We start from the raw sequence: 16,251 nt of genomic DNA on the forward strand, positions 1-16,251 counted from the left end.
ATGAAGAAGATATATTTAATTTTAATGACTGCATTTGCAGTAACATTTGGTGCGTGTACGGACAATGGTCTTGTAGGAGATGTTATACCTGAAGGACCGGAAGCTCCGGTTATTAACTCTCCTGATGGTGCCAATGTAGGTGAGATTATGGTGAAATTTAAACAGGAAGTAACTACTACGCTCGATCAACTTGCTACGCGGGCTATGGGCGGCGTGGCAACTCGTTCTGGTATTTCCTCGATAGATGATGTACTTGATAATATTGGTACTTATAAATTTGAAAGAATCTTTCCGGTGGATAACCGGAAAGAGGAGCTTACCCGTGAATCCGGATTGCATCTTTGGTATGTGATTCATTTTGACAAGGCTGTTGATATAGAGAAAGTTGCTCAGAGCCTGTCAAAGTTGAATGAAGTGGCTAAAATAGAATATAGCCATTGTATCAAAAGAGCTTATGATCCAGCGGATAAACCAACATATCTGACTGCTGATGCGCTTGGAAAGAGAGCAAAGACACGTGCTGTTGCTTCGGATGAAGATTTTACTGATCCTTATTGGGATTTACAATGGGGGTATATCAATGATGGAACGATTCTCGACGGAGTGAAGGCTGATAATGGTGATCTTGTAGCTCAAGCTGTACCGGGAGTAGATGTCGGTTGTAAAGAAGCATGGCAAAAATGTACTGGCGATCCTTCAATTATCGTTGCTGTACTGGATGAAGGTGTAATGTGGGATCATGCTGACTTGCAGGCGAATATGTGGGAAAATCCGGAGGAAACATTTGGTGCGCGGACCGATGCCGATAATAATGGTTATAATGGCGATAAATATGGCTATAACTTTGTGAACGATATGGGATTTATTTCCTATGATGATGTAAATGATACCGGACACGGAACGCATGTAGCTGGAACAATTGCTGCAGTGAATAATAACGGTATCGGTGTTTGTGGTATCGCAGGCGGTGACGGGACTCCTAATAGCGGAGTGAAAATCATGTCATGCCAAGTGTTTGCCGGAGATGCAGGCTCTACTTTGTATCAGGAAGCGAAAGCCATAAAATATGCTGCTGATAATGGTGCAGTAGTGTTGCAGTGTAGTTGGGGATATAATTCAGGATTAGCCAATCCGTTGAATTATTCTCCCGGATATACTGATGATAAACAATGGTTAACTACTTGTCCGCTTGAAAAAGAGGCGTTAGATTATTTTATTCACAATGCAGGTTCTCCCAATGGAGTCATTGATGGTGGTATTGCTGTTTTTGCCGGTGGTAATGAGTACGCTGCAATGCCGGGATATCCAGGGGCTTATTCTGATTATGTTTCTGTAGCTGCCGTCGCTGCTGATGGTACTCCTTCTGCATATACAAACTACGGAGATGCCATTGATATTTCAGCTCCCGGTGGAGATAGTGAATATCACAGAAGTGATTTGGGTAAGATATATTCGACTTTACCTCCATTGGCTGTTGACCGAGATAAACATGAATCGGATGGAGAAAAAGAAGGATACGGATATATGGAAGGTACCTCTATGGCTTGTCCTCATGTTTCAGGTGTTATTGCATTGGGACTTTCATATGCAGCTCAACAACATCGTCATTTCCGTGCAGAAGATTTCCGTGACTTGGTGTATAAATCTGTCAGTGCAAAAATAGAGGACTATTTTATAGGAGAAACAAAAACATTCTGGATGAACTACTCTGCTGCTGGTTCTATGTCGCAGATGCAGATGGAACGGAGCGCATATGTTGGTAAAATGGGTTCCGGATTAATTAGTGCTGCCGAGTTATTGAATGCTATTGCCGGCGGTGCCGGAGTGGATATGAACACGAAAGTTCCTAATACTTTCGTGTTGGTAAACGGTACTGCTACAGTAAATTATACCCGTTTCTTTGAAAATGGAGAGAGGCTTTCATTTACTGGTGACGTAGCTGATAAAACAGTGGCAACTATGGAAACTACGGATGGTAAAACTTTTGTTATAACAGGCTTAAAAGCTGGTTCGACGAAAGCAACTGTAACAGGAGGAGGAAAAACGAAGGAATTCTATATCACGGTACGTAAAAATAGTAGTTGGATGTAGAAATTAGTAAGTGGATATGATGAAAGTAGTAATGTGGATATATAGCTTGATGCTACTAGCAACCTCTGTGTCAGCAATGGCACAGGGGAGGTTAGCCTCCCGAGCAGAAGTAGATTCGATAATGAACCCGTCCTTATTGGAAGGGGAAAGAGCTTTATGTTTTGACGCAGCAACAATTAATATTGGACGTTTGTCAGAAGATGATAAGCCTGTTACTTCTCGTTTTTATTTCTGCAATGCAAGTAAAGAAACGATTATATTAACAAGAGTTTCCACTTCATGTGGATGTACAACGGCTTCATTTACTCGAAATCCTGTGAAACCAGGAGAAAAAGGGATAATAGAATTGACCTTTAATCCGTTCGAACAGGTCGGGAAGCTGAATAAAAAAGCATTTATTTATACCAATCTTTCAGAGAAATATCCTACTGAAAAAATCACATTGTCCGGGGAAGTAACTCCTACTTCTAATGAGTGGAGGAACTATCCCTATTCAATGGGAAATGTATTGAGATTAAGGCAAACGACTATTCTATTCCATGGACTGCCACGTAGCGCAACTCGCGTTGAACGTTTGGTTTGTGTTAATAGTAGTCGGACTTCTTTACGCCTTTCAGCACTGATAATTCCTCGGTACGCAAAGTTTCGTACCGAACCGGAAATTGTTGAACCGGGTAAAGAGGCAGATATTGTCATAACAATAGATGGTAGATTATTGCCTTCTGTTGTGAAAGATGATTTTACGTTTCCTGTTGTTATAGAGGGAATTGATTCAAAACCTTCGGAACGTACTATTCGTGTGAAAGTTTCCTTACAGAAATGAATAATATAATGAACTAATAAAAAAGAAGAATATGAAAACTCTTTTCAGAATGATAGCGCTTTTTACACTTCTATTTTGCATATCCTCTTGTGGGGATGACGATGAAGTAGCTCCGGAATCAATGGAAGTGAATTATGCCAATATAGCAGGAACATGGCGTCTTACCGAATGGAACGGTGAGAAAATAGATGAGCCGCGTTATTCTTATATTACGTTTAATCGTAAAGCTGAAGATGGAAAACGTGCATTCATGATGTATACTAATTTAAACAGTGCCGTGTCAGAACGTGTTAGTGGTGCTTTCAATTTAGGTATTAATGATGATTCAAAAGATATTATCAGTGGAACATACGATTATACCTTGAGCACAAATGATGGATGGGAACATATATATGTTATTACCGGCTTGGATGATAAATCAATGATTTGGACTGCTGAAGATGATGCTGAAGAAGTGCGTGTTTACACTCGTTGTGGTGAAGTGCCGGCTGATATTGTAGTTGGAACTCGGGCTGTATCTCACTGATCATTGAATTGTATTATAGAAATCCGGATGATAAACTACATTCAGTTTATCATCCGGATTTTTTTATATCTGCTTTTGTAGCTATGATGATTTATTTAGATAATTTTTTTCATAAATTATTTGTTTATTCTAAAGAAGTATTTATCTTTGCATTAAATTTATACTTGTAATGAATACAATTTTGAAAAGAAGGAAGATATAATGAAACCATACGAACGATTATTAGAGCATAATATCAAGCCTTCCATGCAGCGTATCGCTATCATGGAATATCTGATGGATAATCCGATTCATCCATCAGCTGATGATATATATACTGCACTATCTCCTTCGATGCCGACACTTTCAAAAACTACGGTTTACAATACTCTGAAATTGTTTTCTGAACAAGGAGCGGCCTTGATGCTTACGATTGATGAGAAGAATACAAACTTTGATGCTGACACTTCCGTACACTCTCATTTTTTGTGCAGGCGTTGTGGACACATTTATGATTTGAAATGCCCGGAAGCCATAAAACAAGTGGAGAATGTAGACATGGATGGTCATCAGGTATCAGAAGTTCATTATTATTATAAAGGTATTTGCAAGAATTGCTTAAGTAAAGATAAAGAAACACGTATTGACTAATTAATTTAAAATTGAGAAGAAAATGAAAAAATTTAGATGTACTGTATGCGGTTACGTTCATGAAGGTGACGCAGCTCCTGAAAAATGTCCTTTGTGTAAAGCTCCTGCCAGCAAATTCGTAGAAGTGGTTGAGGTAGAAGGTGGCGCATTGTCTTTTGCTGACGAACACGTTATTGGTGTGGCAAAAGGTTGTGACGAAGAAATGATTAAGGACTTGAACAATCACTTCATGGGAGAATGTACTGAAGTTGGTATGTATTTGGCTATGAGCCGTCAGGCAGACCGTGAAGGTTATCCTGAAGTAGCTGAAGCTTTCAAACGTTACGCTTGGGAAGAAGCTGAACATGCTGCTAAGTTTGCAGAATTGTTGGGCGACTGCGTGTGGGATACTAAAACAAACCTGCAGAAACGCAAAGATGCTGAACAAGGTGCATGCGAAGATAAAAAACGTATCGCAACTCGTGCTAAAGCTCTGAATCTGGATGCTATCCATGACACTGTACATGAAATGTGCAAAGACGAAGCTCGTCACGGTAAAGGTTTTGAAGGATTGTACAACCGTTATTTCGGTGATAAGAAATAATTAAGCCTAATAAACTCTTAAAAGGTCTGTATTCTGCAACGAATACAGACCTTTTTTATTTATATTTGTCTATCAATTTTTAAATACCACAGTTATGAGAAAAGTACAACTATTGTTAGTTTGTTTAATGCTTTCGGCTGCTGCTTTTGCTGCTGATAAAGTGATTAAATTGCCGAAGCCTAATTTAAACCGTACCGGTGCGGTGATGAAGGCATTGTCTGAACGACATTCAACTCGCGAGTATGCTTCTAAATCATTGAGTTTGTCGGATCTGTCTGATTTGTTATGGGCTGCTAATGGGATAAACCGTAAGGAATCTGGAATGAGAACAGCTCCGTCAGCGTTGAATAAGCAGGATGTGGATGTATATGTAGTATTACCTGAAGGAAGTTATCTGTATGATGCTAAAAATCACCAGTTGACTCTGGTTGCTGAAGGAGATCATCGTGGAGCAGTAGCCGGTGGACAGGCATTTGTGAAAACAGCTCCGGTGTCTTTGGTGTTAATCAGTGATCTTTCCAGATTTGGAGATGCGAAGAGTGCACGCAGCCAGTTGATGGGCGCTATGGATTCCGGCATCGTTTCTCAAAATATTTCAATATTCTGTTCCGCTGCTAACATAGCAACAGTGCCACGCGCCTCGATGGACAATGAACAATTGAAGAAAGTTTTGAAATTGAAAGATAGCCAAATGCCAATGATGAATCATCCTGTGGGATACTTCAAATAAGGATTGGCAAGATATACAAAAGAGTGACGGTATCCCGCAAGGATACCGTCACTCTTTTCCTAGTATAGCGTTACTATCCCGACCGGATAGCGTCACTATATTTTCTTCTTTACTTCAAGAGAAATTCATCAATCGCTTTTTTGTAAGTTGCCTTGTCAGCAGCTCCACGGAAAAGCTGTGGATCTCCTTTCATGGGAATGAATACAAACAATGGAATACTTGTTGCATTAAATAAAGCTGCCAGTTCTTTTTGTTTATCTACATTGACTTTGTAGATGACAATTTTTCCGGCATATTCCTTTGCCAGTTCTTTCATGATAGGAGCTGTCTGGCGACATGGTCCGCACCAATCTGCATATAGGTCGATGATGGCGGGCTTATTACCTTTATAATTCCACTCCTTTGATTTCTCATAATCGAAGACGTCTTTCAGAAACATTTCTTTGTTCATTACGACGACTTCACCGTTACCTGTTACCTCTTTTTCACCTTGATTAGTTTCCCTACTGTCGTTGAATGCGTATACAATCACGCTTATCATGACGAGGGCTACCATTACTAATACTTTCTTCATTCGTTATTATTATCTTTTTATGTATAATGCTTCTCGATAACCCCTTGTAGTTCGCTACTATGGATTACACCGGAATGTCTCCAGACAGCCTCTCCATTCTTAAACAGTATAAAGGTCGGTACAGCTTGTATGCGATATTTAGTAGCCAGGTCTTCATGCTGGTCAACGTCTATCTTTGCAATACGTGCTTTATCTCCCACAATAAGTTTTAGTTCTTCTAAAACCGGTTTCATTGCTTTGCAAGGTCCACACCATTCTGCAAAGAAATCAACTAAAACGGGCACTGGTGACTGTATTAAATCTTCAAATTTTTCCATAATCTTTTCTTTCTTAGAGTTAAAAAGCAGTCTTTGAAGACCGCAAATAGATTTTCTATTTTATTAATATAACGAGAAAAAGCAGATTTTGTTCATGAAATAGTAATCATAGAGTCATCATCTTGTAATGTGAAAGAGGGAACTTTGCGTATCTAAAAATAATGGAACTATGAAATTCTTATTTATTGTTCAAGGTGAGGGGAGAGGGCATTTTACACAAGCAATCACCCTCGAAGAAATGTTATTGCGCAATGGGCATGAAGTAGTGGAAGTCTTGGTCGGGAAAAGTTCGACACGTACTTTGCCGGGATTTTTCAATCGGAGTATTCATGCACCGGTGAAGCGATTCATTAGTCCGAACTTTCTGCCTGCAGCAGACAATAAACGGGCGAACCTGACGAAAAGCGTTGCATACAATTTATTAAGATTACCGGAGTATCTTCGTAGCATGTATTATATAAATCAGCGGATCAGGGAGACAGGGGCGGAAGTCGTCATCAACTTCTACGAACTTTTAACCGGACTTACCTATGCACTCTTCCGTCCCTCCGTTCCGTATATTTGTGTTGGACATCAGTATTTGTTTTTACATCGTGATTTCGAGTTTCCGGATAAAAATTCGTGCCAGTTATGGATGCTGCGTTTCTTTACCCGGATGACCGCTCTAAGATCTTCGAAGAAACTGGCTTTGTCTTTTCTGGAAATGGAACAGGATGATATGAATCAAATAGTGACCGTTCCTCCATTGATTCGTCCGGAAGTGACAGCTATCCGTCCGGAAGAGGGTGATTATATTCATGGATATATGGTTAATTCCGGGTTTGCCGATAGCGTAGAGAACTTTCATGCAAAGCATCCGGGACTTCCTTTAACTTTTTTCTGGGATAGATCGGATGCCGAAGAGGTGACACGGATTGACGAAACATTGAGTTTCCATCAAATAGATGATGTGAAGTTTCTTAATGCGATGGCGGGTTGCAAGGCTTATGCCAGTACGGCAGGCTTCGAGTCCATTTGCGAAGCAATGTATCTTGGAAAACCTGTATTAATGGTTCCGGCACATATTGAACAAGACTGCAATGCCTATGATGCAATGAAAGCGGGGGCAGGAATAATCAGTGATTCCTTTGATTTGCAGCCGCTGCTTCGCTTTGCAGGAGAATATACTCCGAACCGTCATTTCGTTTATTGGGTTCGCAGCTGTGAACGTCGGATGATCCGTGAACTGGAGAAACCGGCAGCTTCACATTCAGAAATAACTTCAATACCAACATTCACTAATTATTTACCAATATGAAGCTAAACAGAACGGATTATGTGCTTGAACGCGCATCAGATGGTGGCTATTATGCCTGGTTGACTGTAAATATGCAATGTAATGCTTATGGGGAATCTCCTGAAGAAGCAGTTCAGAATTTACAGAATATAATGAATGAGATGATTGACGAGATGTATATGGTGGAAGAATTTATATAAATTGAGAGTTGAGAATTAAAAATTGAGAAATAAAAGTTATGCCATCTGGCATCATATTTCTCAATTTTTAATTCTCAACTCTCAATTTACTCAACAATGCTAAGTTCATTGATGATATGAGAGGCTCCCGCATATTTATCGATGATAAACAAGGTATAGCGGATATCGACGCAAGCGGCTCGTTGCGATGAAGGACGGAAAGCAATGTCGCCTGTTAAGCCTTCAAAGTTGCGGTCGAAAGCAGTTCCTACCAACTGCCCTTTGCTGTTAAATACCGGGCTGCCGGAGTTTCCTCCTGTATTGTCGGTGTTTACGATAAAGCAGACAGGCATTTCACCGTTTTTGCCATAACGTCCATAATCCTGGGAGTTATATAGTTCTTTTAGTTTTTGAGGCACTACGAATTCCCAGTTTCCCTGATCTTCTTTTTCCATCACACCTTTGAGGGTGGTATGAGCATCATATACCACACCGTCAGCCGGTTCATAAGAAAGCACCTGGCCGTATGTCAATCGTAAAGTAGAGTTCGCATCCGGATAAATCGGCGTTCCTTTTTCCTGTCTCATGTCCATCATGCCTTTCACCCATACTTTATGAGCTGCGTCATAGTTCTGATTAGCTTCTTTCATGGCAATGGCTGTTTTCAGGATTCCGTCGGTAACAGAATATTTGAATAATACCATCCAGTCATATCCTATTTTATACAAACTTGGTTTCTTGATAAACTTCTCAAAGTTTTTAGGATTGCCGAAAATGGAATGTTCGAAACAGGCATCAACGAAGGCGTCAATACTTCCCTTGAAACGGGAATTGATGATTTCGAAGATGTTGATTCGTTGTTCTGCCGGAATGTAGTTGGCATAAGTCTTCAACATTTCTTTGGCTACCATCCGTTCTACGTCCGGGAAGGGGACAGAAGCAAAATACTTATCTCCTTCTTTCTTCAGTTTTAGTTTTGCTTCTTTTATCTGCTCTTTATCTTTCGATTTCAGAGCGGTAACCAATTCTGTCGTGGAAGGAATACGCATAAAATCAAGGGCAGTGACTAATGCTTCATTGATAGCCTGCTGATGATATAGCGCATCGCGTCGGTGAGATACAATAGAGCGAATCTCATCAAAGGCTTTCTGATACGAATCATCTCCCTTTTCACGGCCGCGGGTTAACAGTTCTTCTTGCTGTGCACGTTTGGTATCCAGTACATTGAGGCGTATCAGTCCTTCATTCATGCCGATGGCATTTTTCCAATAATTGGCCGAAGAAGCATATTTGCTTGCATAATGAATACGCACTGCCGGATCTTTCAGCATTTGCTCCATAAGTACTTTCTGACGGGCTCCGCGTACATGCTGGCGCATGAAATTGGTCGTTTGCATCCGTTCTTCCACTTCGTCGGCAATCATATACCGCCAGTTACGTCCGGGGAATCCCATGACAAAGGTGAAATCTCCTTCCTGAACTCCGGCGAGGCTGATCTTCAGATGTTTTTTCACTTGCAGAGGAACGTTGTCTTTAGAATATTCTGCCGGTTTTCCATTCTTGTCCGCGTAAATACGGAAGAGAGAAAAGTCGCCTGTGTGACGAGGCCACATCCAGTTGTCGGTATCAGCTCCGAATTTACCGATGGAAGAAGGAGGAGCCCCTACCATACGAATATCACTATACACTGTTTTGATGAACAGGTAATATTTGTTTCCTCCATAAAAAGCCTTGAGCTCCAACTTTGTTGCAGGAGTTATTTCTATATTCTCGGCTTTGGCAAAACGTTCTGCTACGTTGCCAAGATAACTTGGTGATAGATAGTTAACACCATCCGGGTCCGGATCTTTTTTCAGTTGCTCGGTGACGTAATCGGTCACATCGAGAATACGGTCGATAAAAGTGACGGTCAATCCTGGAGTAGGAAGTTCCGCATCACGGTTCATAGCCCAGAAACCATCTGTCAGATAGTCATGTTCTACATTACTATGTTGCTGGATAGCTCCATAACCACAGTGATGGTTAGTCAGTACCAGTCCTTCGGAAGAGATAACTTCTCCCGTACATCCTCCTCCGAAGTGTACAACAGCGTCTTTTAGAGAAAGACCATTTGCGTTGTATACTTCCTCTATCGGAATTTCGAGACCAAGTTCGCGCATGGCAACAGCGTTCTGTGCTTTCAGATCGGTTAGCATCCACATGCCTTCGTCGGCGTGGATGCTAAGAGTTGCCAATGAAAATAGGACAAATAGGATTTGTTTTCTCATTTATTCTACGATTGTCATTTCGTTGATCAGGTGTCCGCAGTTTCCTAATTTTTCCAGAATGAACAGGACGTAACGGATATCTAAATTAATACAACGTTGCAGGTTGTTGTCGAAGTTGATGTCACCGCTTAATGATTCCCAGTTGCCATCAAAAGCACAACCGATCAGTTCTCCGTTTTCATTCAGTACCGGGCTACCGGAGTTACCACCGGTGATGTCGTTGGTCGACAGGAAGCAGACTGGCATATCACCATTCGGTAAAGCGTAACGGCCATAATCTTTCTTTTCAATCAGTTCCTTCAGTTTGGCAGGTACAACGAATTCACGGTCTTCCGGATTTTCTTTTTCAAGAATTCCCTTAGTGGTCGTATAGTAGTTGTAGTGTACGCCGTCTTTCGGATCATAAGGTTTCACGTTACCATAGGTCAGACGAATGGTAAAGTTTGCATCCGGATAAGAAGGTACAGGCAACTTCATTTCACCCAGACCACGGATATAAGTTTTGTGTAGCAAAGCCAGTTCTTTATCCATATCCTTGAGTTGGGAAGCCAGTGTATCCATCAAGTCGTATTTAGACTGGCAGTATTGCAGTGCCAGATCATTGTCAATCGCTTTCACTGAAGGCTTCTTTGTAAACTTCTCGAAGTTTGCCCGGTTGGCAAAAATAGAGTTGTCATACATATCATCAACGAATTTGTTATAATCGCCTTTATATTTCTGCTCAATAACCTTATAAATAGAAGGACGTTGGTTTGCCGGAATCATTTCAGCATATAAGGGGAACAAGGCTTTCGCTACCTTGCGGTCTACTTCATGATCGTAATCTTTGTTATGGATGCTTTCGTAAGTGCTTTCCAAGGCTTTCATGCGTGCTTCGATTACTGAATCGTTTTTCTCAAGCAATGCTTCGCGTGTTTTAGCCAACATAATATTGCCAAATTCGATAGCTCCGAAGAAAGTCTCTCTCAAACAGGTGTACTGATAGTTGAGAGGAGTTGTCTTAGCTACCAGGTCATCAATATTCTTCACTACTGCTGCATATTCAGCATTGTTTTGTGCTTTTGCAAACTCTGCGAATTTGGCTTCTTGTGCAGCTTTTGTTCCTAATACATCATTATCGATGATGGCTTTATTCATGCCGATGGAGTTTTTCCAATAGTTGCTGGAACCTGCATACTTGTTAGCATACTGAATACGGATTTTGTCACTGGCATTCATTACTTCCTTCAGGACAGCCAAACGTGCACCACGAATACGGATACGTGGATCGTTCTCCGATTCCATACGTTCTTTTACTTCTGATACAGTCAGGTAGCGGCTCGTACTTCCGGGGAATCCCATAATCATTGCATAATCTCCTTCTTTCAATCCTTTGATAGAGATAGACAAATGTTTCTTGGTTTTCAGTGGGACGTTGCTCTCGCTGTATTCTGCCGGTTCACCATTTGCATCTGCATAAATACGGAACATGGAAAAGTCGCCGGTATGACGCGGCCACATCCAGTTGTCTGTTTCACCGCCAAACTTACCGATAGAAGAGGGGGGAGCGGCTACCATACGTACATCCGGATATATTTTCTTGTAGAAAAGATAGAATTTATTTCCGGCATAGAACGGAAGAGCTTGCGGAACAATTCCTTTTTTGTCTGCCAGGTCACTTTTAAAATAAAGATCATGAGCCAGCTTTTGAAGGAATATATTGCTGAATGATTCGGATTCGGTGATTTCTTTCGCCGCAATCTTAGCATTGACAATATCCGTAATATCTTCGATACGTTCGATAAATGTAAATTTCAGTCCCGGAGTAGGGAGCTCTTTGTCTCTGGAAGTAGCCCAGAAACCGTCAGTCAGATAATCGTGTTCAACACTACTATGTTGTTGGATGGAAGCGTAGCCACAGTGGTGATTGGTTAGAATCAAACCTTCGGGTGAGATAATTTCTCCGGTACACCCTCCTCCGAATATACCTACAGCATCTTTAAGAGAAATGCCATTCGGATTATATAGGTCTTGTGCTTCCAGTTTTAATCCCTGTTTTTTCATCATGTCTATGGAGTGTTGCTGTTGCATCAGTTGCAATAGCCACATACCCTCATCCGCTCTAACGGAACATACAAAAAGCGCGGTCAGCGCTAATAGATAAAGTCTTAATCTGTTCATTATTAAATGATAAAATTACAATATATGATTGGTTAGTATTCAATTTTTAAATCTCCGTTTTTCAGTGCTTCCATGATATTAGCAGGCGGGCGTTGATTCATTAGTTCGTTTTTCATAAAGTCCATGTAAGGAGCTACATGCTTAAAGAACTGATAATACCCTTTGCATAAGTAATTTAACCCCGGTTCGCCTTCGGCCGTTTGGCTGAAACGATTTTTCGGGCATTCTCCGTTGCAGGCAAACAGGAACTCACATTCCTTGCATTGAGTAGGGAGAGACTGATATTTCATGTTCCCGAAATTGTGCTGACGTTCGCTATGCATCATTTCCACCAGAGTTTTACTGTAAATGTTACCTAATTTATATTCGGGGAATACAAAGTGGTCGCAAGAATAAACATCTCCGTTGAATTCCATCACACCGGCATGACCACAGGTCTTTGCCATTGTGCATATACCGGGTTGTTCGCCCATCCAATTCGCCAAAGTCGAATCGAATATTTGTACGTAGTATTTGCCTACGTCTTCTTTCACCCATTCGTCGAAAAGAGTACAAAGGAAGTTACCCCATTGTTCCGGGGTGATCGAAAAATCAGCAAGAGTTCCGGCTTTATTTTCTGCAAGAGAAGCGAGGTGACGACCGTCTTCATGTGAGAGAATACGTTCAACGATAGGAGCGAACTGGATATACTGGCAACCGATTTCTTTAAAGAAATGGTAAAAGTCTAGTGGGTAGTCGGCATTGAAGTCATTAATGACTGCCATCGCATTCCATTCCACCCCATGTTTTTTCAAAAGATTGATGCCTTGCATCACTTTCACAAAAGAGGGTTTTCCCATTTTGTTTTTACGATACTCGTCATGAAACTCCTGGGGACCATCGATAGAGACTCCTACCAGCCAATTGTTTTCACGGAAGAATTCACACCATTCGTCGGTGAGCATGGTTCCGTTGGTTTGGATGCAGTTGTCGATCGTTCGTCCGCGGGCATACTTCTTTTGTAGTTCCATTGCCTTTTTATAGAAGGAGAGCGGTCGCATCAGCGTTTCTCCTCCGTGCCAGGTGAAAAGCACCTGTGGCATGGTTTGTGAGTTAATGTACTCGTCGATAAACTTTTCCAGAAGTTCATCGCTCATTACGTGTTTCGGATTGTCTTTGTATAGGTTGGCCTTTTCCAAATAATAGCAGTAATCGCATGCTAGATTACATACGGCACCTACAGGCTTTACCATTACATAAAGCGGTTTGGCAAAAGGGGCAAATGTTGATGTTTTCATGACTGCAAAATTAGATAAACTAAATGAAAAAAAGAGCCTTGTACCTATGTTTATAAGGATTATTAAAGAAAAGAGTCTTACAAGATTTAAATATTGATAAAATGTTTCTTTGAATTCTGAATCAGTTGTACCTTTGTACCCAGAATTTAATGAATAGATGAACGTGAATAAAATTTTGCCTTTTTTACTTTTGCTTCCGTTTTTTGCTTCCTGCACCAGTAAGTACAAGATTGAAGGAACCTCTTCAGTGAATAGTCTGGATGGAAAGATGCTGTATCTTAAATCCCTTCGGGATGGAGAGTGGGTGAAGCTGGATTCAGCTGAAGTAGTGCATGGTCTGTTCTCAATGAAAGGGAAAATAGATTCCGTACAGATGGTGACACTTTACATGGATGAAGAAAGCATTATGCCGATTGTGCTGGAAAGTGGGAAGATAACAGTTACCATTAGCAATACGGACCTCAAGGCAGTCGGAACATCTTTAAATAATGCACTGTATGAGTTTATCAGCAAAAGAAACCAATTGGAAGAAAGCATTGGTGAACTGGAGCAGAAGGAAACCCGTATGGTACTGGATGGAGGCGATCTGGATGAAATTCACGGTCAGTTGGTGGTGGAAGGAGACTCACTGATGAAAGCGATGAATCAGTATGTAAAAACGTTCATCTCCGATAATTATGAAAATGTGCTGGGACCCAGTGTGTTTATGATGCTCTGCAGCTCTTTGCCTTATCCGATTATGACTCCGCAAATTGATGATATAATCAAGGATGCTCCTTATTCTTTTAAAGATAATAAGCTGGTTAGAGAATTCCTGTCTAAAGCAAGAGAAAACATGAAGTTGATAGAAGAACATCAACGATTGGAACAAAATGCTTCAACAAATAAGTAATACTTGAGTTTTTTGTGTATTTTTGTACAAAACTCAAGTAAAGTGAAAACGACTACTGTTCCGGTATACGCCGCTTTCTTTTTTATTTTAGTCTTATCGGTTTCTTGTCATAGAGATTCGGAGGCCCCTGATGTGGCATTCCGGAGGATCGAAATGTGCATGGAATCTCTTCCGGATACAGCTCTGTATCTATTAAAGTCAATACCTCATACTGAAAAACTACGTGGAAAGTTGCAGGCGGATTATGCACTTTTATTGACGCAGGCGATGGATCGGAACTATGTGAAGTTTACTTCTGACTCATTGATTGCACTGGCACTGAATTACTATACTGTAGAGCGTGGTGACTCCGCAACACGTGCTAAAGCACAGTATTATTATGGAAGAGTGTTGCGTGAACTGGGCAAAGATGAAGAGGCTTTGACATTCCTGTCTTCGGCAAAAGAAATGTTCGGGAATATTCAATGTTGTAAGATGTTTGCAATGGCTACTGATGAGATAGGGATGATTAACCGGAAAAAGAAATTGTATCAGGAGTCGTTGGAGAATTTTCGGGAGTCATATACAATCTATGAAGAGTTGAAAGATTCTTTGAGTCTTGTCAGAGCCGGGCAAAATATAGGCCGGGCTTATTTGTTTCAGAATAAATGGGATAGCTGTTATTTCTATTATATTAATGCTTTAGCACTAGCCAGGGAAAAGCAATATTCGTCTGAAGTTTCCATTTTACATGAGTTGGGGATACTGTGCCGTTCTATGGGAGAACTGAAAAAGTCAGAACGCTATTTTCTTGCTGCTTATGAAAAAGAAACGGATGAAGAAAGGAAATACGTGGAGTGTATGTCTCTCGGTTATTTGTATATACAGATGGGCGATGTAGAGAACGCCCGGAAATATTTTAAGATGAGTATCAATTCTTCTAAAGAATATACCCGTATTGACGCATATAACAATTTATACTTTCTGGAAAAAGATATTGATAATTTTGAGGAAGCGATTATCTACCATGAAAAAGCGGACTCTATCGTGAATGTATTGGATGAAGTCGATTCGCAGGAGCTGATAACAGAACTGCAAAAGCAGTACGAGAACGAGAAGCTCCGGAATGATAATTTACAACTGAAAGTGGACCGTACGGTTTTTATATTTTGCGGTACGGTTATTTTCCTGATTGTGGCCTTCTATATGTGTTATTACTACTATAAAAGTAAGAATCACAGGAAGAAGATTGCCGAAATCGAATCCCAGATTAGAGATAATGAAGAGGAGATAAAGCGATACCAGCAGGAGATGGAAGAAATTCAGGAGTTGAAAGATCAAGTACTGGAAGAGAACCGCATACTGGAAGAAAATCGAATGAAGGTAGGCGAGTTGAATGGAAAGATTGTTCTTTTGAGTATGCAGAACAAAACCTTATCGGGACTGTTGAAAGAACTGGGAGGAGAATTAACTGTCGGACCCTCTTCTGAACAGTACATATCCGCTTTTCGTCTGCTGCTTGCTATCAAAGAGGGAACCTTAAGAGGCAAATTGTCTAATGGAGAACGCTATAAATTGTTTAGCCTGTTTGATTTACTCTATTCTAATTACGTTACCCGGTTGCTTGACAAAACTCCTTTATTGACTAAACATGATCTTGAGATCTGTTGCTTTCTTAAATTTGGACTGACCAATGAAGAACTGGCACGTATTTTTCAGACCTCTTCCGATTCTGTCACTAAAGCAAAAGGGAGGCTGAAAGGTCGATTAGGCATTTCTCCACAAGAAGATTTGAATGTGTTTTTAAGGGACTTTTGATAAATAAAAAATGAATTGTCCGGGTCATTAATAGAACGATAGTCTGTATTTTATTGAAATGTAGGTGTTTACGGAAAATCAGGCGCGCTGATTTTGTCCGGGTGACTTTTTTTGTGTTTTCGGATGCAT

Annotated in this window: 15 protein-coding genes; 10 read left to right on the forward strand and 5 right to left on the reverse strand. The window is 40.7% G+C overall.

What is annotated here, in order from left to right; all coding sequences use genetic code 11:
• The 6 genes from AB3G73_RS01740 (at position 1) to AB3G73_RS01765 (ending at position 5,383) form a co-directional block, all read left to right on the forward strand.
• The gene (locus AB3G73_RS01740; protein ID WP_367742115.1) at positions 1 to 2,091 is read left to right on the forward strand and encodes a S8 family serine peptidase; all 2,091 of its coding nucleotides are present in this window, start codon (positions 1 to 3) and stop codon (positions 2,089 to 2,091) included.
• A 16-nt stretch (positions 2,092 to 2,107) separates the two neighbouring features.
• Positions 2,108 to 2,914, forward strand: a complete 807-nt coding sequence (locus AB3G73_RS01745) for a DUF1573 domain-containing protein (protein WP_320974267.1) — start codon at positions 2,108 to 2,110, stop codon at positions 2,912 to 2,914.
• Between the two features lie 31 nt (positions 2,915 to 2,945).
• A complete protein-coding gene (locus AB3G73_RS01750) occupies positions 2,946 to 3,440 on the forward strand; it encodes a lipocalin family protein (RefSeq protein WP_320974266.1) in 495 nt (164 codons plus the stop codon).
• 201 nt (positions 3,441 to 3,641) lie between these two features.
• Positions 3,642 to 4,070: a Fur family transcriptional regulator gene (locus tag AB3G73_RS01755; RefSeq protein ID WP_148366155.1), complete on the forward strand. Its 429-nt coding sequence runs from the start codon at positions 3,642 to 3,644 to the stop codon at positions 4,068 to 4,070.
• A gap of 22 nt (positions 4,071 to 4,092) precedes the next feature.
• A complete protein-coding gene (locus tag AB3G73_RS01760; protein WP_004297333.1) occupies positions 4,093 to 4,653 on the forward strand; it encodes an NADH peroxidase in 561 nt (186 codons plus the stop codon).
• A gap of 94 nt (positions 4,654 to 4,747) precedes the next feature.
• Entirely contained in the window at positions 4,748 to 5,383 is a 636-nt protein-coding gene (locus AB3G73_RS01765) for a SagB/ThcOx family dehydrogenase (protein ID WP_004312035.1), read from the forward strand.
• Positions 5,384 to 5,492: 109 nt separating this feature from the next.
• Here the strand turns inward: AB3G73_RS01765 and AB3G73_RS01770 are convergent, their stop codons facing one another.
• Positions 5,493 to 5,957 (reverse strand): thioredoxin domain-containing protein, encoded by a 465-nt coding sequence (locus AB3G73_RS01770; RefSeq protein ID WP_297284666.1) that lies wholly within the window; start codon positions 5,955 to 5,957, stop codon positions 5,493 to 5,495.
• Between the two features lie 17 nt (positions 5,958 to 5,974).
• Entirely contained in the window at positions 5,975 to 6,274 is a 300-nt protein-coding gene (trxA, locus tag AB3G73_RS01775) for a thioredoxin (protein WP_004306008.1), read from the reverse strand.
• 169 nt (positions 6,275 to 6,443) lie between these two features.
• On the opposite strand from trxA, the gene AB3G73_RS01780 reads away from it, so the two are divergent.
• Positions 6,444 to 7,571: a glycosyltransferase family protein gene (locus AB3G73_RS01780; RefSeq protein WP_217721525.1), complete on the forward strand. Its 1,128-nt coding sequence runs from the start codon at positions 6,444 to 6,446 to the stop codon at positions 7,569 to 7,571.
• Positions 7,568 to 7,750: a type II toxin-antitoxin system HicB family antitoxin gene (locus AB3G73_RS01785; RefSeq protein ID WP_004297339.1), complete on the forward strand. Its 183-nt coding sequence runs from the start codon at positions 7,568 to 7,570 to the stop codon at positions 7,748 to 7,750. The genes AB3G73_RS01780 and AB3G73_RS01785 overlap by 4 nt, the downstream gene beginning before the upstream one ends.
• A gap of 86 nt (positions 7,751 to 7,836) precedes the next feature.
• On the opposite strand, the gene AB3G73_RS01790 is transcribed toward AB3G73_RS01785, so the two are convergent.
• From AB3G73_RS01790 to AB3G73_RS01800, 3 genes are read right to left on the reverse strand one after another with little or no spacing between them, the layout of a single operon-like run.
• The gene (locus AB3G73_RS01790) at positions 7,837 to 9,996 is read right to left on the reverse strand and encodes a S46 family peptidase (protein ID WP_320979905.1); all 2,160 of its coding nucleotides are present in this window, start codon (positions 9,994 to 9,996) and stop codon (positions 7,837 to 7,839) included.
• Positions 9,997 to 12,156, reverse strand: coding sequence for a S46 family peptidase (locus tag AB3G73_RS01795; protein WP_217721526.1), 2,160 nt, complete (start codon positions 12,154 to 12,156; stop codon positions 9,997 to 9,999).
• Between the two features lie 32 nt (positions 12,157 to 12,188).
• On the reverse strand, positions 12,189 to 13,433 hold the full coding sequence (locus tag AB3G73_RS01800) for an anaerobic sulfatase-maturation protein (protein ID WP_074637393.1): 1,245 nt from the start codon (positions 13,431 to 13,433) through the stop codon (positions 12,189 to 12,191).
• Positions 13,434 to 13,590: 157 nt separating this feature from the next.
• Here AB3G73_RS01800 and AB3G73_RS01805 point away from each other — a divergent pair, with 157 nt between their 5' ends.
• Together AB3G73_RS01805 and AB3G73_RS01810 are read left to right on the forward strand one after the other, a co-directional pair.
• Complete coding sequence (locus AB3G73_RS01805; RefSeq protein WP_074637391.1) at positions 13,591 to 14,325, forward strand: DUF4369 domain-containing protein; 735 nt, start codon at positions 13,591 to 13,593, stop codon at positions 14,323 to 14,325.
• 42 nt (positions 14,326 to 14,367) lie between these two features.
• Positions 14,368 to 16,122, forward strand: coding sequence for a hypothetical protein (locus AB3G73_RS01810; protein WP_148366163.1), 1,755 nt, complete (start codon positions 14,368 to 14,370; stop codon positions 16,120 to 16,122).
• The last annotated feature ends 129 nt before the right edge of the window (positions 16,123 to 16,251 follow it).

This window comes from Bacteroides sp. L008, assembly GCF_040812255.1.
GTDB lineage: Bacteria > Bacteroidota > Bacteroidia > Bacteroidales > Bacteroidaceae > Bacteroides > Bacteroides vicugnae.

Excerpts from the sequence above, each read along its gene's own strand:
- AB3G73_RS01740 (WP_367742115.1), top strand. The coding sequence starts at position 1 with ATGAAGAAGATATATTTAATTTTAATGACTGCATTTGCAGTAACATTT.
- AB3G73_RS01745 (WP_320974267.1), top strand. The coding sequence starts at position 2,108 with ATGATGAAAGTAGTAATGTGGATATATAGCTTGATGCTACTAGCAACC.
- AB3G73_RS01750 (WP_320974266.1), top strand. The coding sequence starts at position 2,946 with ATGAAAACTCTTTTCAGAATGATAGCGCTTTTTACACTTCTATTTTGC.
- AB3G73_RS01755 (WP_148366155.1), top strand. The coding sequence starts at position 3,642 with ATGAAACCATACGAACGATTATTAGAGCATAATATCAAGCCTTCCATG.
- AB3G73_RS01760 (WP_004297333.1), top strand. The coding sequence starts at position 4,093 with ATGAAAAAATTTAGATGTACTGTATGCGGTTACGTTCATGAAGGTGAC.
- AB3G73_RS01765 (WP_004312035.1), top strand. The coding sequence starts at position 4,748 with ATGAGAAAAGTACAACTATTGTTAGTTTGTTTAATGCTTTCGGCTGCT.
- AB3G73_RS01770 (WP_297284666.1), bottom strand. The coding sequence starts at position 5,957 with ATGAAGAAAGTATTAGTAATGGTAGCCCTCGTCATGATAAGCGTGATT.
- trxA (WP_004306008.1), bottom strand. The coding sequence starts at position 6,274 with ATGGAAAAATTTGAAGATTTAATACAGTCACCAGTGCCCGTTTTAGTT.
- AB3G73_RS01780 (WP_217721525.1), top strand. The coding sequence starts at position 6,444 with ATGAAATTCTTATTTATTGTTCAAGGTGAGGGGAGAGGGCATTTTACA.
- AB3G73_RS01785 (WP_004297339.1), top strand. The coding sequence starts at position 7,568 with ATGAAGCTAAACAGAACGGATTATGTGCTTGAACGCGCATCAGATGGT.
- AB3G73_RS01790 (WP_320979905.1), bottom strand. The coding sequence starts at position 9,996 with ATGAGAAAACAAATCCTATTTGTCCTATTTTCATTGGCAACTCTTAGC.
- AB3G73_RS01795 (WP_217721526.1), bottom strand. The coding sequence starts at position 12,156 with ATGAACAGATTAAGACTTTATCTATTAGCGCTGACCGCGCTTTTTGTA.
- AB3G73_RS01800 (WP_074637393.1), bottom strand. The coding sequence starts at position 13,433 with ATGAAAACATCAACATTTGCCCCTTTTGCCAAACCGCTTTATGTAATG.
- AB3G73_RS01805 (WP_074637391.1), top strand. The coding sequence starts at position 13,591 with ATGAACGTGAATAAAATTTTGCCTTTTTTACTTTTGCTTCCGTTTTTT.